This is a genomic window from Amycolatopsis sp. (assembly GCF_036008905.1).
Lineage (GTDB): Bacteria > Actinomycetota > Actinomycetes > Mycobacteriales > Pseudonocardiaceae > Amycolatopsis.
The window spans coordinates 1-20,192 of record NZ_DASYMU010000008.1 but is presented as its reverse complement, the minus strand read 5'-3'; the positions used below and the strand labels follow the sequence as shown (position 1 = coordinate 20,192).

Here is a 20,192-nt window from a genome sequence, read left to right as displayed (position 1 = left end):
ATGAACGGACCTTTCCTCGCATTTCCCGCCAGGAAAGGTCCGTTCATAGCGTTCCGGCCGCCGATGAGCTATACATCGGATGTCTAACCGGAACTCGCGGAAGAGATGATCACGTGACGAAGCGCCGCTTGCCCCGTCCGGCCGAGCTGAAGCAGATCCTGCGCCCGAAGCCGATCCTGCTGAACCCCACCGAGCGGCGGCTGGCCAGCGCACACACGATCTCCGACCTGCGCATGCTGGCCCGGATGCGGACACCGCGTGCCGCGTTCGACTACACCGACGGCGCGGCCGAGCTCGAAGACAGCCTGCTGCGCGCCCGCCGGGCCTTCCGCAGCATCGAGTTCCATCCCAACGTCCTGCGCGGGGTGTCCGATGTGGACACCAGCGTGGAGATCCTCGGCAAGCGGTCCGAGCTCCCGTTCGCCTTCGCGCCAACGGGTTTCACGCGCATGATGAACCACGAGGGCGAGAGCGCGGTCGCCCGCGTCGCCCAGAAGGCGGGCATCCCGTACTCACTGTCCACAATGGGCACGACGTCGATCGAAGACGTCGCGAAGGCCGCCCCGGACGCGCGGAAGTGGTTCCAGCTCTACGTCTGGCGCGACCACGCCGCCGGCGACGACCTGATGAAGCGGGCCTGGGAAGCGGGCTTCGACACGCTGATGCTGACGGTGGACACCCCCGTCGGCGGCGCGCGGATGCGGGACGTCCGCAACGGCCTGACCATCCCGCCCGCGTTGACCATGAAGACCTTCCTCGACGGCGCGACGCATCCGGCGTGGTGGATCAACCTGCTCACCACCGAGCCACTCACCTTCGCCTCGCTGAGCCACTTCGACGGCACGGTCGCCGAGCTGCTCAACAAGCTCTTCGACCCCACGCTCAATTTCGACGACCTGGACTGGGTCCGCTCGGCCTGGCCGGGAAAGCTTGTGGTGAAAGGGATCCAGAACGCCGACGACGCCCGTGACGTCGTCAAGCACGGCGCCGACGCGGTGCTGATCTCGAACCACGGCGGCCGCCAGCTCGACCGCGCGCCGACGCCGCTCGAGCTGCTGCCGTCGGTACTGGACCAGGTCAACGGCGAGGCCGAAGTCTGGCTCGACACCGGGATCCTGTCCGGTGGCGACATCGTGGCCGCGATGGCCCGCGGCGCCGACGCCTGCCTGATCGGCCGCGCGTTCCTCTACGGCCTGATGGCCGGTGGCGAGCGCGGCGTGCAGCGCACGGTCGACATCCTGCGTACGGAGATGGTACGCACCATGCAGCTACTGGGCGTCCGCAAGATCAGCGACCTGCGCCCCTCCCACGCCACCCTCCGCTAGTTCGCCGGGTCTCGCCATCTCCTCGACCGATGGCGAGACCCGCGTATTTCGTCCTTGTGGCGATAAGTCCTCTTGGCACTTGACGCGGAGTGGACGGGTGACGAAGATCTCGGCCAGTTAGCGAAACGCTGTTTCCGCATCGTGGAAGCTGAGGTCTGGCCAATGTTCGTCCAGCAGCTCGCCCCGCTCGGCTCACTCGCCCTGTCCGCGCTGATCGCGATCCTCCCGCTCGCGGCCGTGCTCGTCCTTCTCGGTGTCATCCGGATGAAAGCCCACCTGGCCGCGTTGATCGGCCTCGCGGTCGCGATCGTCGTGGCGGTGGCCGTCTTCGAAATGCCTGTGGTCCAAGCGTTTTCGAGCGCGGTCCAAGGCGCGGCGTTCGGGTTGTTCCCGATCATGTGGATCGTGGTCAACGCATTGTGGATCTACCGGCTCACCGTCCGCACCGGACATTTCGACGTCCTGCGCAGATCGTTCGGCCGGGTTTCCGACGACCCGCGGATCCAGGCGCTGATCATCGCCTTCTGTTTCGGGGCACTGATGGAAGCGCTTGCCGGGTTCGGCGCGCCGGTCGCGATCAGCGCGATCATGCTGGTGGCGCTGGGATTCAGCCCGGTCAAGGCGGCGATGGTCGCGCTCGTCGCGAACACCGCGCCGGTCGCGTTCGGCGCCATGGGCACGCCGGTGGTGACGCTCGCGCAGGTCACCGGGCTGCCACTGGACCAGGTTTCGTCGATCGTCGGCCGCCAGACGCCGCTGCTCGCGCTCGTCGTGCCGCTGCTGCTGGTGATCATCGTCGACGGCAAACGCGGGCTGAAGGAGACCTGGCTGCCCGCGCTCGTCTGCGGGATCGGCTTCGGGGTGGTCCAGTTCCTGGCGTCCAACTACGTTTCCGCGCAGCTGGCCGACATCTGTGCCGCGCTCGCCGGTGCCGCGGTGCTCGTCGCGCTGCCCGCCACGCGCAAACCCGCCCGCGAAGAAGTCCGGACGGCCGTGCTCACCGGATCCCAGACGGCGACGCTGGACAAGCCCGACGAGCGCGGCGAGGTTGTCAAGGCGTATCTGCCGTACGGCCTGATCATCGTGATCTTCTCGCTCGCGCAGCTGCCGCCGATCAAGAAGCTGCTCGACAAGGCCACCTGGAAGTTCGACTGGCCGCTGCTGAACGTGGCGAGCTCGGCGGGGAAACCGGTGTCCAACAACACCTTCTCGCTGCCGTTCCTCAACACCGGCGGCACGCTGGTGCTGATCGCCGGGGTTCTCACGGCCATCCTGCTGAAGGTGGCCGCGAGCGACACCGTGAAGGAATGGCTGGCGACGGTCAAGGAACTGCGGTTCGCCATTCTCACCGTGACGGGCGTGCTCGCGCTGGCGTACGTGATGAACCTGTCCGGGCAGACGACCACGATCGGCAACCTGATCGCCGGGGCGGGTGCGGGATTGGCGTTCCTGTCCCCGGTGCTCGGCTGGTTCGGGGTCGCGGTCACGGGCTCGGACACCTCCGCGAACGCGCTTTTCGGCGCGCTGCAAGTGACCGCGGCCAACAAGACCGGGCTCCCGGCCGATCTGCTCGCCGCCGCCAACAGTTCGGGCGGGGTGCTCGGCAAGATGATCTCGCCGCAGAACCTCACCATCGCCTGTGTGGCTGCGAATCTCCCCGGGGAGGAAGGAAAGCTCCTCCGCAAGGTGCTGCCGTGGAGCCTCGGGCTGTTGCTGGTGATGTGCCTGATCGTGGTCGGTCAGAGCACAGCCGTGCTCAGCTGGATGCTTCCGTAAGGTCTTTCGCGGCGAGGTCTCGTGCGGCCACGCGCTGGGCGGAGCGGTTCCAGCTCCACCAGCCGTGGACCACGAGCCCGGCGAAGACGATGTAGATCGCGGCGGAGAAGTACAGCCCCGACGAGATCTGCAGCGGCACGCCGATCGCGTCGACGGCCAGCCACACGAGCCAGAACTCGACCAGCCCCGCGCCCTGCGCGGCGAAGGCCACCAGCGTGCCGACGAAGATCGCGGCGTCCGGCCACGGTGCCCACGAGGCGTCCAGCGCGTCCAACGTGAGCGCCATGGCCGTGGTACCGACGGCGAACGCGCCGATCATCACGAGCCGCTCGGTGAGACTTCCCTTGCGCACGACCACGCCGTACACCGGGTCACTGCGGCGCGACCACGCCCACCAGCCGTAGACGGAGATCGCGAGAATCGCTACCTGGCGCGAAGCGAGCCCACCGAGATGCGCGGAGATGTAGACCGAGAAGAGCAATACCGTCGCGCCGACCTGGACCGGCCAGGTCCACAGCGTCCGGCGCTGGGCGAGGAACACGACGGCGAGCGCGAACACCTGCCCGGCCAGCTCGGCTATCGAGATCCGCTGGCCGAACACCGTCAGACCGTGATGCAGCAGGAATTCCACCGCGCGCCCCTTCCGTCACCGGTTCAAACATGCCCCCGCGCACCCACATTCCCAAGCCAGTGTGAGCCGGGGAACAGGTTCCACTCCACGGGATTCCCCCGACTTGCGGCAACTCCCCAATGGCGGTCTTCGGACGGCTGGCCCGTTCCGCTGGCGACGTGGGTCAGAGCGGCCGAGAAGAGCCCCGAACGCGTCGTTCAGGGCACCAGCTCGTGGAGCAGATAGATCCCCTTGCCCGACTCGTGTCGTAGCAGCCAGTCAAGCGGATGCAGGGTGTTCGAGTAGAACTCCGGGCCGGAGTCGTGGCCGGATACCCGCAGCGCACACAAACCGACGTCCAGGAACGGGTACGCCCCGGCGAAGAGTGTCAGCTCGCTTCCCGCGATGACCAAGGTGTTCGCGTGGACCTGGAGGTCGAGGACCTCGTTGCCGTCGTAGCCGTGCTTGCTATGCCCGCTGTAGTCCTCGAGCTCGGCACGCATGTCGATCCCGGTGTCGGCCAGGTGCGAGCGACCTCGGTCCAATCGAGCGCGGAGCTGTTTCCAGCGGCTCGCGGGGAATTGAAGGCTGTGGTGGACCAGCAGCAGGTCCAAAGGCTGGCCGGGGAACCTCTTCTCGGAGTCGGCCAGCGCTTGGGGGTCCAGCCGAAGTGGAATGTGGACCACGGTGTGCCGCGACCGCGCGGCGAGGTGCCAGAGTGCCGCGACGCGGACCAGTTCACTGCTCTCGGTGCAGAGGCCCGCATACCAGTCGACGCTGTCCCGCAGAGCGACGCCACGGATCGGAACGGCGGGGCGGAGTACCCGGTACTCGCGCGCTCCCAGCCGTCCGTGATGGATCGTCACCGGCATCTTCACGCCGGAGATCGCACCACACGACGTCGCCGCCTGTCGCCTCATTTGACGACAGGCGAACGGCACGCCCGATCTCTCGGACGCGCCGTTCACCCGGGGAATATGTCGACACTTTCCCCGGCGGGGTCAGCCGTCGACGCGGGCCATGCCGGCGGGCGGGGTGGGGGCGTCCATGCCGGTGGTGTCGCCGTTGTGGTGCGGCAGGGTGCCGGACTGGCGGGCGGGCGTCCCGTCGGTGCCGAGCTGGTTCTGCATGCTGGCCATCCAGCCGTCCCAGCGCTGCTGAGCGGGCTTGATCAGGCCACCGCCGAAGCCGACGACGATCACGCCGCCGATGGTCGCGAGCACGGTCACGAGCACCGGGGTGGTCACGGTGGTGGCGATCTCGATCTGGCCGAGCGCGGCGATGATGCCGAAAGACATGATCAGCCAGTACGCGACCGTGCCCAGGGTCCGGCCTGCCGGGCGGGACGACAGCGCGCTGGTCACCATGTCGCGGACCACCTTCGCGATGGCCGCGGCGACGATGATCAGCACGATCGCGACCAGGATCCGCGGCAGGAACGCGATGACGTCGTTGATCAGCTGGCTCACCGGGTTGCTCGGGCCGAAGACCCCGAAGGCGAGCTGCAGCGCGATCAGCAGGATGAAGTAGTAGACGAGCTTCGAAATGATGCCGGTGGCGTCGACTTTCGAATCCTTGAGCATGCCGGTCAAACCGGTCTTGTCGATCAATTTCGAGAAGCCGAGCCTGCCCAGAACCATGCTGAGCGCCTTCGCGACGGCCTTAGCGATCAGCCAGCCGATCAGCAGAATAATCAGGAATCCGATGAACTTCGGGACGAAAGTGGCCACTAGGTTCCAAGCTTGGCCAAGGCCATCCTTGAGCTGCTCGCCCATAATGTCTCCTCGTTCGCGGTGATTTCCTTATCCCTTCGGATCGTTAACCGGGGCGAACGGCCCGGCAACTCGGACAACCCACGATTGGGTGAGACGACTGGCGAGGAAGATCGACAAGGTTATAGTTGTCCTTACCGGTGGGGACCGGGGAGACGAGGCCGTCCGGCGCTGCGGAATCCGCGAGCGCCGGGCGGCCTCGAGTTATTCTTGGGACAACACCGCTACCCTGATTACGCCGACTTCAGCGCGTCCCGCAGCTTGACCTTCGCCCCGGTCCGCATTACGGCGTTCCCGTAGATCCGGCCCGCGAACCAGATCAGGATCGGGATCAGGGCCGCGACGAGCGCCACCGAGAGCACCGCTTCCCACACCGGGACCCCACCCATCGCGAGCCGCATCGGCATCAGCGTCGGCGCGAACACCGGGATGATCGACAGCACCTCGACGAAGGAGTTGCCCGGGTCCGAGGGTAGGACGCTCACCCCGACCACGTAACCGGCGATGACGAACATCAGCGCCGGGGTGATCGCGCCACCGACGTCCTCCTGCCGGGAAACGAGCGCACCGAGTGCGGCGAACACGATCGAGTACATCAGGAATCCGAGCAGGAACCAGACGATCAGCCAGATCACCGTCCCGAGCGCGGCGGAGAGGGAAATCGTGAGCACGCCCGTAGCCAATCCGGACGCGACCCCGACCCCGCCGATCAGGACCATTTGAATCAGCCCGATCGTCCCGATCCCGAGCACCTTTCCGGCCATCAGCTGCCAGGGCCGGATCGTGGAAAGCAGTAATTCGACGACACGGCTCGTCTTCTCCTCGACCACACCCTGCGCGACCATTTGGCCGTTGATCAACAGGGACATGTAAATCAGGATTCCGGCGATGATGCCGAGCACCAGCTGCTGGCCGTTGTAGTCGAACGGCTTTTCCATCGGCTGGATGTCGACGCGCGCGCCGGCGACGGCGGCTTCCACCTGCGCGGGGTCACCGCCCAGGCCGACGATCTGCTGGTTGAGCGCCAGCTGCTGCGCGAGGACGTTGAGCGAGCTCTCCAGTTTGCTGTCGAGGTCCTTCTTGACCACGACCTGGAGGTTCTCGCCGTCCCCGACGAGCAGCGCGTCGATCGAGCCGTCGGCCACCTTGGCCCGGCCGTCCGCTTCACTGGCGACGTCGGTGGTCTCGACGGTCTGGCCGATCGCCTTGGCGCTGGCCTGCAGCGGCGCGGAAAGCTGCGTCGTCGGGCCGGTGACACCGACGGTGGCGTCCGCGTTGCCCCCGCTGAGCAGCTTGATCACCAGCGTCGCGGCGACGATCAGGAAGAGCATCACGACGGTGCTGATGATGTAGGCCTTGGACCGCAGCCTGGTGTTGATCTCGCGGGACGCCACCAGCCTGATCGCGGACGCCGAACTCAGGCGGACGCTGGGGGTCGTTTCTGGCTTGCTCACGCTGCCTCCTCGGTGACGACGTTGCGGAACAGTTCGGTCAGTGAGGGCAGGCGGTGGGCGAACTCGCGCACCGGCCCGGTGTCCAAGGCGGCCTTCAGCACGAGCTGGTCGTCGGCGCCGGGTTCCAGTTCCAGCTCGGTCTTCTCGCCGTGGTGGCCGAGGACCTTGACGCCGGGCAGCCGGTCCGCCCAGCCCCGCGGCGCGTCCGGGGCATGCACGATGAGCCGCACGGCCGCGCCCGAACGCAGGTCGTCCACCGTGCCCAAAGTGACCATCTGTCCATTCCGGACGATGCCGACGCGGTCGCAGAGCCGCTCGACGAGGTCCAGCTGGTGGCTCGAGAACACCACCGGCACGCCCTCGTCCGCCTTCTCGCGGAGCACCTGGCTCATCACGTCGACCGCGACCGGGTCCAGGCCCGAGAACGGCTCGTCGAGCACGAGGATGCGCGGGTTGTGCACCAGCGCCGCGGCCAGCTGGACACGCTGCTGGTTACCGAGACTCAGCTTCTGGACCTCGTCTTCGCGGCGCGAAGCGACTCCCAGGCGCTCCGTCCACTCTTCGACGGACCGTTTCGCGCCGGCCGTGCCCATCCCGTGCAGCCGGGCCAGATAAGTGAGCTGCTCGGCGACCTTCATCTTCGGATAGAGGCCACGCTCTTCCGGCATGTACCCGATGTGACGCCGGGTCTCCACGGTGATCGGCTCCCCAGCCCACCGCACCTCACCGGCGTCGCTGGACAGCACTCCGAGCGCGATGCGCATCGTGGTGGTCTTGCCCGCCCCATTGCTTCCGACGAAGCCGAACAGCTCGCCGGCGCGGACGTCGAAAGTCATTTCCTTCAAGGCGACGACGTCGCCATAACGCTTGGAGATCGCGTCGATCTCCAGCCGCAGGTCTTCCACGGTCGAACCTCCCCCAGCGTCATTGTGACGCTTAATGTGATATCACTATGATAGGTTTCTGCCATTAGCGCAAGTGCTTTCCCACGGAGGGTGACCCCATGACAGACCCCATGACCCCTGACGAGCAAATCATCGATATGCCCGAGCCGCACACCCGGGAACGCGTGGTGCAGGCCGTCCGCGGGTCCGTGATGCTCGCCGTCTCGATGCTGGTCGTACTCGGTGGCATCGCGCTGCTCGTGTTCGGCGTCCTGAACCTGGTGGACGGCGGCGGCCCGCTGCCGCTGATCCTCGGCGTCGTCTTGTTCATCGCCGGCACACTGCTGCTCTGCGGGCTCACCGCTGTCGCGCCGGGCGAGGCTCGCGTGGTGCAGCTGCTCGGGCGCTACATCGGGACGCTGCGCGCCGACGGCCTGCAGTGGGTCAACCCGTTCGCCACGCGCCACCGGGTGTCCACCAGGATCCGCAACCACGAGACCGACGTCGCCAAGGTCAACGACTCCGACGGCAACCCCATCGAGATCGCCGCGGTGGTCGTCTGGCAGGTCGAGGACACCGCGCAGGCTGTGTTCGAGGTGGACGACTTCGTCGAGTTCGTCGCCATCCAGACCGAGACCGCGGTGCGGCACATCGCGAACTCCTACCCGTACGACACCCACGGCGATCCCCGGCTTTCCTTGCGGGACAACGCCGACGAGATCACCGAGAAGCTCGCGCTGGAGATTTCGGCCAGGGTCGCGTCGGCCGGGGTCAAGGTCATCGAATCGCGCATCACGCACCTCGCCTACGCCCCCGAGATCGCGCACGCCATGCTGCGGCGCCAGCAGGCGGGCGCGGTGGTCGCGGCCCGGCAACGGATCGTCGAAGGCGCGGTCGGCATGGTGGAGATGGCGCTCGACCGGCTCGCCGAGCACAACGTCGTCGAGCTCGACGAGGAACGCAAGGCCGTCATGGTGAGCAACCTGCTCGTCGTGCTGGTCGGCGACCGCGACACTCAGCCCATCGTCAACGCCGGATCCCTCTACTAGCGCGGCGAACCGGCGAACCCATGGCGGCCGAACGAAAGAAGATCCTGCTGCGGCTGGATCCCGGCGTGCACGACGCGCTGGCCCGGTGGGCGAACGACGAGCTGCGCAGCACCAACGCGCAGATCGAGTTCCTGCTGAGGAAGGCGCTGGCCGACGCCGGGCGGCTCCCCCGCGGTGTCGGCCGGATCCCCGGGCGCGGACGTCCGGCGAAGACAGCGGAAGAGACCGAAGAAGGAGCGAGCGATGAAACCCCCTGAGACGTTGCCCGGCGAGCTTTTCCTGCTCGCCTTCGACCCGCGCAAGGGCAGGCTGACCAACCGTTCGCAGCTCGGCTACGTGCTGCGGGCCGGCGCGCTCAACGAGCTGTACCTGCGCGGGCATCTCCTCGACGTCGACGGCAAGGCGCAGCCCGGCACCAATGCCGCCGGGCTCGACAGCGTGCTTTCCGGCGTGCTGGAGCAGGTTTCGGCGTCGACGCCGAAGAAGTGGCACCACTGGGTGCGCAAGGACGCCCGCGCGACGTTCCACGCCGTGCGGGACCAATTGGAAACCGATCGGGTGATCAAGATCGAGCGGCGCAAACTGCTCGGCATCTTCCCCGCCGACCGGATCACCTTGCGGCAGCCGCAGCTCGCGACCCGGCTGGCGAGCAAGGTGGGCGGGATCGCCCGCGGACGTCAGCCGCTCAGCCGCGTCGGCGCGCATGACACCGCGCTGGCCGCGATCCTCGCCAACAGCGAGATCCGGGTGACACTCAGCGGGAAGGACCGGCGGGAGCACAAGAAGACGATCACCCAGCTCACCGCGTCCGCCGGACCGGTGCCGGCCGCGCTCCGCAAGGTGATCAAGGACGCGCACGCCGCCGCGTCCGGCTGACGCGCGGAGCCGCGGACGTAGGATCACGGGACCATGGCAGAGGCGAATACCGCGCGACCGACCCCCAAGCATCACGGGCTGTCGGCCAGGACGCTGCGGCGACTGGAGGGCGCCACCGGCCGCCTCGCGTCGGCGAGCATGGCCGCGATGGAACAGCGGCTGACCTGGTTCGTCCGCATGCCCGCCGACCAGCGCGCGACCGTGCTCCTGATCACCCAGACCGGGGCCGCCGGGTTCATCGACTGGCTGCGGGACTCGCAAGAAGCGCTGAAGCTGACGACAGAGGCCTTCCGCGGCGCGCCGACGGACCTGTCGCGGTGGATCAGCCTCCGGCAGGCCGTCGCGCTGGTCCGGCTCGCGATCGAGGTCTTCGAGGAGCAGCTGCCCGCGTTCGCCGCGAACGAGGCCGAACGCGCGGCACTCATCGAGGGAATCCTTCGCTACGGCCGGGAAATCGCCTTCGCCACCGCCAACTCCTACGCCGCCGCCGCCGAAGCCCGCGGCGCCTGGGACGCCCGGCTCGAAGCGCTCGTCGTCGACGGCATCGTGCGTGGCGACGCCGAGGAATCCGTGCTGTCGCGGGCGGCCGCGCTGGGCTGGGACCCGGCCGCGAACGCGACCGCGCTCGTCGGCAGCCCGCCGTCGGAAGACCCGCCGACCGTGGTGTTCGAAGTCCGCAGCCGGGCCGCGCGCGTCGGCCGCCCTGTTCTGCACTCGATCCAGGGCTCGCGGCTCGTGGTCGTCGTGGGCGGTCCCACCGACGGCGACGACACCAAGGACCGCGAGATCCTCACCAAGATGGCCACCGCGTTCGCCGACGGCCCGGTCGTCGCGGGCCCGACCGTGCCGACGCTGGCCGAGGCACACCACAGCGCCGTCGAAGCCCTCTCCGGCCTGCGCGCGATCGTCGGCTGGCCGGGCGCGCCCCGCCCCGCGCGGTCGAGCGACCTCCTGCCCGAACGCGCCCTGTCCGGCGACCCCGAAGCCGAGCGGCTACTGATCGACGAGATCGCGAAGCCGCTGGAAGAGGCCGGACCAACGCTGCTGAAAACCGTCGAGACGTACCTGGAAAGCGGCGGTGTGCTCGAAACCTGCGCGCGACTCCTCTTCGTACACCCCAACACCGTCCGCTACCGCCTGCGAAAAGCCGCGGACCTGACCGGCTGCAACGCCGCCAACCCCAGAGACGCACTGGTGCTACGCATCGCCCTCACCGTCGGCCGCCTGGCCCGATCCCGAGGCCTCTGGTGACCCAGGCCCCGGGATCGCCATCTGTCGACAGATGGCGATCTCTTAGCAACTGAGAGATCACGTGATGTCGACATCTCGCGGGTGGGTCCAGAGCCCATCGTGCCTGGTAAAAGCCTTGAAGTCCGTATGCGGGACGAATAAGGGGTTGACGAACCACCTGTGTCTGAGTTCACTACGAAATGTGCTTGAACCCGACAAGGCATTTGGGTTAAGTACCGGGTTATTCCGGGCACTTTTGGAGGGTTTCTACAAAAGCGCGCGTCGGACTTGGTGAAGACCGGCATCACGGCCTTGCCGGTCGACCGTGTTCCCTAAGGGATGTGACAGCAGCAGTCCTCGCACCCGGACAGGGTTCCCAAGCTCCCGGCATGCTCAGCCCTTGGCTCGAGCTCGACGGTGCGCACGAGCGTGTCGAAGCCTGGTCCAAGCGCACGGGTCTCGACCTGGTGCGGCTCGGCACCGAGGCGGAAGCCGAGGAGATCCAGGACACCGCCATCGCGCAGCCGCTGATCGTCGCGCTGTCGCTGATCGCGTACGAGCAGGTGGCGCCCCAGGTCGCGCCCGACGCGCCGGTCGCCGGGCATTCGGTGGGCGAGCTGGCCGCGGCGGCGATCGCCGGGGTCCTGTCCGCCGAGGACGCCGTCGCGCTGGCCGCGGTGCGGGGCGCCGAGATGGCGAAGGCCTGCGCACTCGAGCCGACGAGCATGGCCGCGGTGATGCTCGGGGATCCCGAGCGGATCGTCGCTTGGCTGGGTGAGTACGGACTGGCCGCGGCCAACCGCAACGGCGCCGGTCAGATCGTCGCCTCCGGTGCCGCCGACGCGATCGCGAAGATCGTGGCGGAACCGTTGGAGGGCACCAAGGTCCGCGCGCTGAAGGTCGCCGGCGCGTTCCACACCGCGTACATGGCGCCGGCCCAGGACGCGCTGCGCTCCTACGCGGCCGACATCTCGCCGCGCGATCCGCGTCGGCCGTTGCTGTCCAATGCGGACGGCGGACTGGTCACGAGCGGCGCGGAGTATCTTGAACGCCTCATCAGCCAGGTCACGAGCCCGGTTCGCTGGGATCTGACCATGGACGGCCTGGTTTCACTCGGTGTCACGAGCACCTGGGAACTGCCGCCCGCGGGCACGCTGACCGGACTGGTCAAGCGCCAGCTCAAGGGCACCGTGACCACGACCATCGCACTGAAGACGCCCGCTGATCTGGCGAAGCTTCAGGAGCAGGAGGACGCTTCGTGACCGACCGACGGACTTTGCGACAGAACCAGGGCCCCAGCGCCACCCGCATCATCGGCGTGGGCAGCTTCCAGCCCGAGCGCATCGTCACCAACGATGATCTGTCGAAGATCATGGAAACCGACGACCAATGGATCCGGGACAGGGTCGGCATCGTCGAGCGTCGCTTCGCCGACAAGGACGAGCTCCTCGTCGACATGGCCGTCAAGGCCGGCACCGCGGCACTGATCGACTCCGGCGTCGATCCGTCCGAAGTGGACACCGTGATCGTGCCGAACTGCACGATGCCCTCGGGGATCCCCAACGCGGCCGCCCAGGTCGCCGACCGCATCGGCATCAAGGCCCCCGGCGCGTTCGACCTCAACGCCGCCTGCGCCGGTTTCTGCTACGGCCTCGGGGTCGCCTCCGACCTGATCCGCGCGGGCTCCGCCGGCAAGGTGCTGGTCATCGGCGCCGAGAAGCTGACGGACTCGGTCGACCCGACCGACCGCGCCAACGCGATCATCTTCGCCGACGGCGCGGGCGCGGTACTGGTCGGACCGTCGGACACCCCCGGCATCGGCCCGGTCACCTGGGGCAGCGCGGGCGACCTGGTGGACACCATCTCCATGCGCGACCACCGCTACATCCACCAGGAGGGCCAGGCGGTCTTCCGCTGGGCGACCACGCAGATCGCGCCGATCGCGCTGAAGGCGCTGGAGCTCGCCGGGCTCGAACCGTCCGATGTGGACGTCCTGATCCCGCACCAGGCGAACCTGCGTATCGTCGAATCGATCGCGAAGAAGCTGCGCGCCAAGGGCGCCCGTGAGGACATGGACGTCGCCGACGACATCCGGTATTCCGGCAACACCTCGTCCGCGTCGATCCCGCTCGCGCTGGACCACATGCGCAAGACGGGCCGGGCGAAGACCGGCGACGTGGTGCTGGCCATCGGGTTCGGCGCCGGACTGTCCTACGCCGGGCAAGCCTTCATCTGCCCGTAAGTGATACTTCCCCGGCGGGCACCATGCCCGCGGGGATCGACCAGGAAACACCGAGAAAGGGACCACCCAGTGGCAGACAACGCAGAAATCCTTGCCGGCCTCGCCGAGATCGTCGAAGAGGTCGCCGGTGTGGCACAGGACGACGTCACCGCCGAGAAGTCCTTCGTGGACGACCTCGACATCGACTCGCTCTCGATGGTGGAGATCGCCGTCCAGGCCGAGGACAAGTTCGGTGTGAAGATCCCGGACGACGAGCTCGCCAACCTCAAGACCGTCGGCGACGCCGTCAACTACGTTTCCGCGAACCTCAAGTAATCCGCTAGGTATCGAAGTACGTGCCGGCGCCGACCTCGGGAGACATCCAATGAGCAACATCGACGTCGTGATCACCGGGTTCGGCGCCACAACGCCACTCGGCGGCGATGCCGCGTCCACTTGGGACGGGCTGCTCGCCGGTCGCAGTGGCGTGGCGACGCTCAAAGCCGACTGGGTGGAGCGGTTCGGACTGCCCGTCAAGATCGCCTCTCGGCTCGCCGTCGAGCCGACCGAGGTCCTGCCGCGGGTCCAGGCCCGCCGCCTGGACCGCAGCGAGCAGGTCGCCATCATCGCGGCACGTGAGGCCTGGGCGCACGCCGGTCACAGCGAGACCTCCGTCGAGCCGGAGCGGCTCGCGGTGATCATCGGCACCGGGATCGGCGGCGCGAACACGCTGCTCGACCAGGACGACATCCTGGAGAACCAGGGTCTTCGCAAAGTCTCGCCGCTGACCGTGCCGATGCTGATGCCGAACGGTCCCGCCGCGCACGTCGGCCTGGAGCTCAAGGCGCGGGCCGGGGTGCACGCCCCGGTCTCCGCCTGCGCTTCCGGCGCCGAGGCACTCGCCTGGGCGTGGCGCATGCTGCAGCTCGGCGAGGCCGACGTCGTGGTGGCGGGTGGCGCGGAAGCCGCGATCGCCGCGATCACGATGGCCGGGTTCGCCCAGGCCCGCACCATGAGCACCCGCAACGACGACCCCGAGCGCGCGTCGCGCCCGTGGGACACCGAGCGCGACGGGTTCGTGCTCGGCGAGGGTTCCGGGATCATGGTGCTGGAGAGCGAGGCCTACGCGAAGGCCCGCGGCGCCACGATCTACGGCAGGCTCGCCGGGATCGGCACCAGTGCCGACTCGTACCACATCACCGGCCCGGACCCGGAGGGAACGGGACAGGCGCGGGCGATCACCGCCGCGCTGCGCAGTGCCGGTCTGGACCCGAAGGACGTCGGGCACGTCAACTGCCACGCGACGTCCACGCCCGCCGGTGACGTCGGCGAGACGGTGGCGATCCGCAAGGCCATCGGCGACCACCCGGTGCTGACCGCGCCCAAGGGCGCGCTCGGTCACCTGCTCGGCGCGGCCGGCGCTGTCGAGGCCATCGCGACCGTGCTCTCCATCAAGGAGGGCATCATCCCGCAGACGCTGAACCTCGAGAACCTCGATCCCGGCGTCAAGCACGACATCGTCATCGGTGAGCCGCGCAAGATGGACCTCAAGGCCGCGGTCAGCGACTCGTTCGGCTTCGGTGGTCACAACGTCGCGCTGGCGTTCACGCCCGCCTGATCTTCGCCGCACGCTGAATCTTTTCACCGCAAAAAGCCGGTGCTCGCGCCATGTCCCGCTACGGGATGTGGCGCGAGCACCGGCTTTTTGCTTTCAGGGCGTGCATTTCTCGCGCTCGGGAGTACCCGCCATGGTGACGTCCACCCGTAGCCGGTTGTCCTCCAGCACCACCGGCAGGACGAGCCGCCAGCGGACGCAGGTCTCCGGAAACCCGACCGGGGCGTCGGCCAGGTCCTGGGTGCTGCTGAAGCCGACGAACACGCGCAACTCGCCCGGCGAGACGGTTTCTATGCGGTACACCAGGATGCTGCCGTCCTTGGTGCTCCGGTAGTCCGCCAGCCATTCCGCCTTCGTCTTGCTCTGACGGCGCTCCTGGCTCACCGCCGCGGTCCACTTCGGGTAGTCCTTGCCGTTGATGGCGTCGAAGTAGTCCTGGATCAGGGTGGTGACGGCCTGGGCCTGCGGATGGTCCAGCGCGTCGGGCGACATGACGACCAGTCCCGGCCCGGGCTGCGCTTCGGGCGCCAGCGAACTCGACTCCGGCAGCGCCGGTGGCACGCTCGGCTGCTCCACCACGGACGGCCGGTAGACCTCGCGCAGGAGCAGCCCACCGCCGATGGTCACCGAAAGCACCACGATCAGGGTGGGGATCAGCCACCGTTGCCGGGCAGGTGCTCGCGGAGTCGTGGTCACCCGTTGGAGCCTAGCTGGGCGCGAAGCGTCTCCGTTGAGGGTGGTGGTGGGTGACGGTGCGGGCCTGGCCAGTGGTTAGCCGACCTGGTGCAGCCAGGTGACGGGTGCGCCGTCACCGGCGTGCCGGAACGGCTCGAGTGCCTCGTCCCAGTTGGCGCCGAGCAGCTCGTCCAGCTTGTGGGCCAGGTGCTCGCCCGCACGGCTGCGGCTGACCAACGCGCGCAACTGGTCCTCGCCCACGACGATGTCGCCGTTCGCGCTCGTCCGGCCATGCCAGAGGCCGAGTCCGGGTGCGAAACAGAACCGCTCGCCGTCAACGCCGGCGCTCGGCTCCTCGGTGACTTCGAAACGGGTCATCGGCCATGCCTTTAGCGCGGACGCCAGCTTTCCGCCGGTGCCCGAAGGCGCGCGCCAACCGCATTCGGCGCGCAACTGACCTGGGTTGGCCGGCTGTGCCGTCCACTTCAGATCCACTCGCGCACCAAGGGTGCCCGAGATCGCCCACTCGACGTGCGGACATACCGCAGACGGCGACGAGTGGACGTACACCATGCCACGGGTGCTGCCACGGGTGCTCACTGCTGACCTCCGCTACTCGACGAGGGGCGTCTTCCCCTACGACCTCGCAAGTAACCGGCTCACTGCTGCATTCGTGGCGTGTCCAGGACACGGTCAGCACATTGTGCACCCCAACCGTGCACTTTGGCCACACGAACACCAGAAGTCTCACCCTCGTGTCAGGAACACCGGGGCCGAGACGGTCAGACTATGCCCGCGGCGGCCGCTCCGACGCAAGATCCCCGGTGCAACCTGCAGGTCCCGATCGGTGGTCACCCGGCCAGGTTTGGCCCTCTTGCGCAGCTCCCGGCCCCGCGCGCGCTAGCGTGGACCCCTGGCAGAGATTTTCCACCACGGGGGAGGGAGCGCGCGGTGCGGCTCGTACGACTGGCGGAACAGCCGTCCCGGGTCTCCGAGGACATCCGCGCGGCACTCGCTTCGCTCGGGCGGGGCAACACCGTGGTCGGCGGTGTCTCCCTGATCGGGGTGAAGCTGTTCGACGACGCGCACACCGTCGACGCCGTGGTGATCCTCCCGCGCGGCATCCTCCTGGTGATCGGCGTCGACCTGCCCGATCCGGCGATGCGGCTGGAAGCCCCGCTCGAAGGCCAGTGGAAAGCCGACGGCTGGCCGCTGATCGTGCAGGGTGACGACGCCGTCAACCCCGCGACGAAGGCGCTGGCGTTCTCCACACTGATCGCGACCAAGCTGATCGAAGCGCATCCGATGGCGGGCACGGTCGGCACCGTGGTCGCGGTCGGGCCGTACGTGGAGACCGTCGACCAGCCGCCCGCGGACCTCGCGGGGACCGTGCGGGTCCTGCACCCGACGCCGACGAGCATGCTCGCGGCCACGATCTCGCTGGCGACGGCGAAGCGCCCGCGCACCACCGACGAGGCCCGTGCGCTGCTGAAGACGCTGGCGCCGGACGCCGCGGAGCTGTCCGACGAACTGCTGATCGCCGAGGGGTTCAGACCCGGGGGTGACGAGCCGACGATCGTCACCGCGTATCCATTGCTCGCGGCCACCCCCACCGTCCCCGCCGAGCATCCGCCGAGAGCCGCCGAAAAGCCGAAAACCCCACTGGCCTCACTGACCCCACCGCCCGCGCCGATCCGGGTCCCGGTCGTCGCGGGCCGGGCGCCCGCACCATCAGCCCCTCCTCCCCCGTCCCCCGCTCCTGCCTCACCCGCGGCCCCGCCTCCCGCCCGGAAACCGAAGTCACCGCCGAAAACCGGCGCGGTGCGCTGGCTGCCGTTCGCCGCCGTCGGATTGCTCGCGGTGTTGCTGATCGCGGCCATCGTGATAGCCAGCACCGGCGACGAGCCGCAGAAGGCCGCTGCCACCCCGGCGCCCACCGCGCCTGTTTCGGCCCCGGTTTCGCCGCCACCGCCGACCTCGGCGAGCCGTCCGGCCGAGGAGGTCAAGTTCGCGCCGAAAGCGTCGGCCGCGGACCAGCGCTGCGCGTCCCACGGCTTCGGTGACGTCCAGGCGAGCCTGCAGGTGACGAGCTGCACCACCGTCCGGCGCGCGAGTTTCGGCGCGGTCGTCGACGGGCGCCCGGCCGCCGCGACGATCAGTGTCGTCGAATTCGCCCAGCCGGATCAGGCCGCGGCGTTCAAGAGCCTCGCCGACACGCCCGGCAGCGGCGGCATCCTCGACATCGCGACCGAAACCGGTCAGTGGCAAGGGGAAGTCCCCGTGTTCGAGAACGCCGCCTACAGCAGTTCGCTGGAGGGCAGCGCTGTCCGGCTGGTCCAGGTCGTCTGGCTGCCGGGACCGTCGACGCCCGACGATCCCGGCCTGGTGCGCGCGGCCAAGACCGCGCTCACGCTGCCACTGACCTAGCCGTCCTAGAGGCCATACTCCTCGAGCAGGCGGAGCCAGACTTCGTTGACGGTCGGGAACGCGGGCACGGCGTGCCAGAGCCGGTGCAGCGGGACTTCACCGACGATCGCGATGGTCGCCGCGTGCAGCATCTCCGCGACGTCCTGGCCGACGAACGTCACCCCGACGAGGACGCCGCGCTCGGTGTCGACGACGATCCGCGCCTTGCCTTCGTAGCCGTCCGCGTGCAATGACGAACCCGCGACGGCGATGTCGATGTCCACCACGCGATGCGGTTTGCCGTCCTCGGCGCCGGCGAGCCCGACGGAGGCCACCTCGGGGTCGGTGAAGACCACCTGCGGCACGGCGTGGTGATCGGCCGTGGCGGCGTACGTGCTCCAGGGCGCGGCGTCGAACGTCTCACCGCGTGCCTCCGCGGCGATGACGTCACCGAGCGCGCGGGCGGCGTACTTGCCCTGATGGGTCAGCGGCGCCCGGCCGGTCACGTCCCCGGCCGCGAACAGCCAGCCACCCTCTATTTTGGACACCCGGCCGGAGTCGTCCACGGTCAGCGCGCTCCCGGCGTCGAGACCGATGGACTCGAGCCCGAGGTCCTTCGTCGCCGGGCGGCGGCCGGTGGCGACCAGCAGCTTGTCGACGGTTATTTGCCCACCACCGCGGAGCTCGAGCCGGGTGTCACCGTCCACAGAGGACACTCGATCGAGGCCCGATCCGGTGTGCACCGTGATGCCGTCGTCCCGCAGGCCCTTGAGCACGGCCTCGCCCACGAAGCCGGCCATCCGCGGCAACGGCACGTCCCCGGAGATCACCAAGTCGACCTTCGAGCCGAGCTTCGCCCAGGCCTGCGCCATCTCGACGCCGACGACCCCGCCACCGAGCACACCGAGCCGAGCCGGGACCTCACTCGCCGACGTCGCCTCGCGGGAACCCCAGTACTGGATGTCGTTCAATCCGGGGATCGACGGCACGCTCGGCACGCTGCCCGTGCACACCACGACCGCCCGGCGCGCGACCAAAACGTCTTCGCCGACCGTCACTTCACGCTCGCCGGTGATCCGCCCGTGCCCGCGGATCGGCGCGATATCGGTGTCCTTCGCCCACTTGACCTGCCCGGAATCGTCCCCTTTGGACGTGAAATAGTCGCGCCGCGCGAACACGGCTTCGGCGTCGAGCTTCTCCCCCACCGGCACGCCGGGGACGCGCTTCGCCGCGGCCAGGAGGTTTCCCGGCCGCAGCAACGCCTTGCTCGGAATACAGGCCCAGTAAGAACATTCGCCACCGAAACGCTCATGCTCCACCAGCGCCGCGGTCAACCCGCCGCGCACCACCCTGGCCGCCGCGTTCTCGCCGACCGGACCGGCACCGATCACAATTACATCAAAGGTCTGTACGGACATGGACACCAGCGCACACCAGCGCGCGGGTTCGCGCAACCCAAAGGTATCCTTTGGTGCGAGCTGGAAGAGTCGACGACAGCGGATCCGCGATTGTCGCCATGCCGGTTACAAATCAAGACACCCCCCGAGAACCGGAGTATTCGTGGCCAAGAACACCGCTGTGCACATGCTGGACGATCTCAATGGTGAGCCGGCCGAGGAAACGGTCCAGTTCGGGCTCGACGGTATCGAGTACGACATCGACCTTTCCGGCGTGAATGCCGCCGCACTCCGCGAGATTCTGGCGACCTACGTGCGGCACGCGCGCCGCACCGGTGGCCGCAAGCGCGCGATCCGGCGGATCAAGCTCCCGAAGAAGGCCACCCTTCGCAGCACTGCCGCGAAGAAGCCGGTCAAGCCGGAAGCCGCGCCGAAGCGCGCCGCCGCCAAGAAGGCCACCGCGGCCGTCGCCACCCCGAAGACCACGGCCGCCAAGGCACGCGCCACCCGCGCGGCGGCGAAGCCCGCCGTCAAGGCGTCGGTGAAGACCGCGCCCAAGGCGTCCGTGCGCAAGCCCGCCGCCGCGAAGGCCCCGGCCAAAGCGGCCACCGCCAAGGCTCCTGCCACGAAGGCTCCCGCTGCCAAGGCTTCTACGACGAAGGCCGCCGCCGCCAAGGCTTCCCCGGCGAAGTCTTCTGTTGCCAAGGCTCCCGCGGCCAAGGCGACTGCGGCGAAGGCTTCGGTCACGAAGGCGCCCGCTACGAAGGCTTCCGCCACGAAGGCCACTGCTGCCAAGGCTCCGGCGAAGGCAGCGGCCGCCAAGGCTCCGGCTGCCAAGGCGTCCGCGACCAAGCCCGCCGCTGCGAAGGCCCTGACCAAGTCCCCCGCGACCACGAGGACCG

General features: G+C 68.5%; 20 protein-coding genes. 12 read left to right on the top strand and 8 right to left on the bottom strand.

All coding sequences use genetic code 11. The features are described 5' to 3' along the window. Positions 1–113: 113 nt before the first annotated feature. Both VGP60_RS01305 and VGP60_RS01300 read left to right on the top strand, forming a co-directional pair. Positions 114–1,325, top strand: coding sequence for an alpha-hydroxy acid oxidase (locus VGP60_RS01305; RefSeq protein WP_327545947.1), 1,212 nt, complete (start codon positions 114–116; stop codon positions 1,323–1,325). Between the two features lie 162 nt (positions 1,326–1,487). Next, a complete protein-coding gene (locus tag VGP60_RS01300) occupies positions 1,488–3,101 on the top strand; it encodes an L-lactate permease (RefSeq protein ID WP_327545946.1) in 1,614 nt (537 codons plus the stop codon). Here VGP60_RS01300 and VGP60_RS01295 read toward each other — a convergent pair. The 5 genes from VGP60_RS01295 to VGP60_RS01275 all read right to left on the bottom strand — a co-directional run bounded on the left by VGP60_RS01295 (position 3,082) and on the right by VGP60_RS01275 (position 7,773). Then, entirely contained in the window at positions 3,082–3,732 is a 651-nt protein-coding gene (locus VGP60_RS01295) for a nicotinamide mononucleotide transporter family protein (protein ID WP_327545945.1), read from the bottom strand. The genes VGP60_RS01300 and VGP60_RS01295 overlap by 20 nt on opposite strands. Before the next feature lie 197 nt (positions 3,733–3,929). Further along, positions 3,930–4,631: a hypothetical protein gene (locus VGP60_RS01290; protein WP_327545944.1), complete on the bottom strand. Its 702-nt coding sequence runs from the start codon at positions 4,629–4,631 to the stop codon at positions 3,930–3,932. An 81-nt stretch (positions 4,632–4,712) separates the two neighbouring features. Continuing rightward, the gene (locus VGP60_RS01285; RefSeq protein ID WP_327545943.1) at positions 4,713–5,486 is read right to left on the bottom strand and encodes a mechanosensitive ion channel family protein; all 774 of its coding nucleotides are present in this window, start codon (positions 5,484–5,486) and stop codon (positions 4,713–4,715) included. A 230-nt stretch (positions 5,487–5,716) separates the two neighbouring features. Further along, complete coding sequence (locus VGP60_RS01280; protein WP_327545942.1) at positions 5,717–6,937, bottom strand: ABC transporter permease; 1,221 nt, start codon at positions 6,935–6,937, stop codon at positions 5,717–5,719. Beyond that, positions 6,934–7,773: an ABC transporter ATP-binding protein gene (locus VGP60_RS01275; protein WP_414640268.1), complete on the bottom strand. Its 840-nt coding sequence runs from the start codon at positions 7,771–7,773 to the stop codon at positions 6,934–6,936. Before VGP60_RS01275 ends, VGP60_RS01280 begins: the two co-directional genes overlap by 4 nt. A gap of 167 nt (positions 7,774–7,940) precedes the next feature. Here VGP60_RS01275 and VGP60_RS01270 point away from each other — a divergent pair, with 167 nt between their 5' ends. The 8 genes from VGP60_RS01270 to VGP60_RS01235 all read left to right on the top strand — a co-directional run bounded on the left by VGP60_RS01270 (position 7,941) and on the right by VGP60_RS01235 (position 14,815). Then, the gene (locus VGP60_RS01270; protein WP_414640266.1) at positions 7,941–8,870 is read left to right on the top strand and encodes an SPFH domain-containing protein; all 930 of its coding nucleotides are present in this window, start codon (positions 7,941–7,943) and stop codon (positions 8,868–8,870) included. Positions 8,871–8,890: 20 nt separating this feature from the next. Continuing rightward, the gene (locus VGP60_RS01265; protein WP_327545940.1) at positions 8,891–9,127 is read left to right on the top strand and encodes a hypothetical protein; all 237 of its coding nucleotides are present in this window, start codon (positions 8,891–8,893) and stop codon (positions 9,125–9,127) included. Next, positions 9,114–9,746: a GOLPH3/VPS74 family protein gene (locus tag VGP60_RS01260; protein WP_327545939.1), complete on the top strand. Its 633-nt coding sequence runs from the start codon at positions 9,114–9,116 to the stop codon at positions 9,744–9,746. The genes VGP60_RS01265 and VGP60_RS01260 overlap by 14 nt, the downstream gene beginning before the upstream one ends. Before the next feature lie 33 nt (positions 9,747–9,779). Then, positions 9,780–10,997, top strand: a complete 1,218-nt coding sequence (locus VGP60_RS01255; RefSeq protein WP_327545938.1) for a PucR family transcriptional regulator — start codon at positions 9,780–9,782, stop codon at positions 10,995–10,997. 368 nt (positions 10,998–11,365) lie between these two features. Beyond that, the gene (locus VGP60_RS01250; protein ID WP_414640267.1) at positions 11,366–12,238 is read left to right on the top strand and encodes an ACP S-malonyltransferase; all 873 of its coding nucleotides are present in this window, start codon (positions 11,366–11,368) and stop codon (positions 12,236–12,238) included. Then, the gene (locus VGP60_RS01245) at positions 12,235–13,218 is read left to right on the top strand and encodes a beta-ketoacyl-ACP synthase III (protein WP_327545936.1); all 984 of its coding nucleotides are present in this window, start codon (positions 12,235–12,237) and stop codon (positions 13,216–13,218) included. Before VGP60_RS01250 ends, VGP60_RS01245 begins: the two co-directional genes overlap by 4 nt. Positions 13,219–13,287: 69 nt before the next feature. Beyond that, positions 13,288–13,533 carry an acyl carrier protein gene (locus VGP60_RS01240; RefSeq protein ID WP_327545935.1) on the top strand — a complete coding sequence of 82 codons (246 nt, stop codon included), beginning with the start codon at positions 13,288–13,290 and terminating at the stop codon, positions 13,531–13,533. A gap of 49 nt (positions 13,534–13,582) precedes the next feature. Next, a complete protein-coding gene (locus VGP60_RS01235) occupies positions 13,583–14,815 on the top strand; it encodes a beta-ketoacyl-ACP synthase II (RefSeq protein WP_327545934.1) in 1,233 nt (410 codons plus the stop codon). Positions 14,816–14,908: 93 nt separating this feature from the next. On the opposite strand, the gene VGP60_RS01230 is transcribed toward VGP60_RS01235, so the two are convergent. Further along, positions 14,909–15,508, bottom strand: coding sequence for a hypothetical protein (locus VGP60_RS01230; RefSeq protein WP_327545933.1), 600 nt, complete (start codon positions 15,506–15,508; stop codon positions 14,909–14,911). A gap of 75 nt (positions 15,509–15,583) precedes the next feature. After that, complete coding sequence (locus tag VGP60_RS01225) at positions 15,584–16,060, bottom strand: DUF3145 domain-containing protein (protein ID WP_327545954.1); 477 nt, start codon at positions 16,058–16,060, stop codon at positions 15,584–15,586. Between the two features lie 378 nt (positions 16,061–16,438). Between VGP60_RS01225 and VGP60_RS01220 the strand changes: the two genes are divergently transcribed. Continuing rightward, positions 16,439–17,914, top strand: a complete 1,476-nt coding sequence (locus VGP60_RS01220; protein WP_327545932.1) for a hypothetical protein — start codon at positions 16,439–16,441, stop codon at positions 17,912–17,914. Between the two features lie 5 nt (positions 17,915–17,919). Here the strand turns inward: VGP60_RS01220 and VGP60_RS01215 are convergent, their stop codons facing one another. Beyond that, positions 17,920–19,311: an NAD(P)/FAD-dependent oxidoreductase gene (locus VGP60_RS01215; RefSeq protein ID WP_327545931.1), complete on the bottom strand. Its 1,392-nt coding sequence runs from the start codon at positions 19,309–19,311 to the stop codon at positions 17,920–17,922. A 142-nt stretch (positions 19,312–19,453) separates the two neighbouring features. Between VGP60_RS01215 and VGP60_RS41640 the strand changes: the two genes are divergently transcribed. Continuing rightward, positions 19,454–20,192, top strand: a 739-nt coding sequence (locus tag VGP60_RS41640; protein WP_414640265.1) for a histone-like nucleoid-structuring protein Lsr2, incomplete at its 3' end; no start/stop codon positions are given.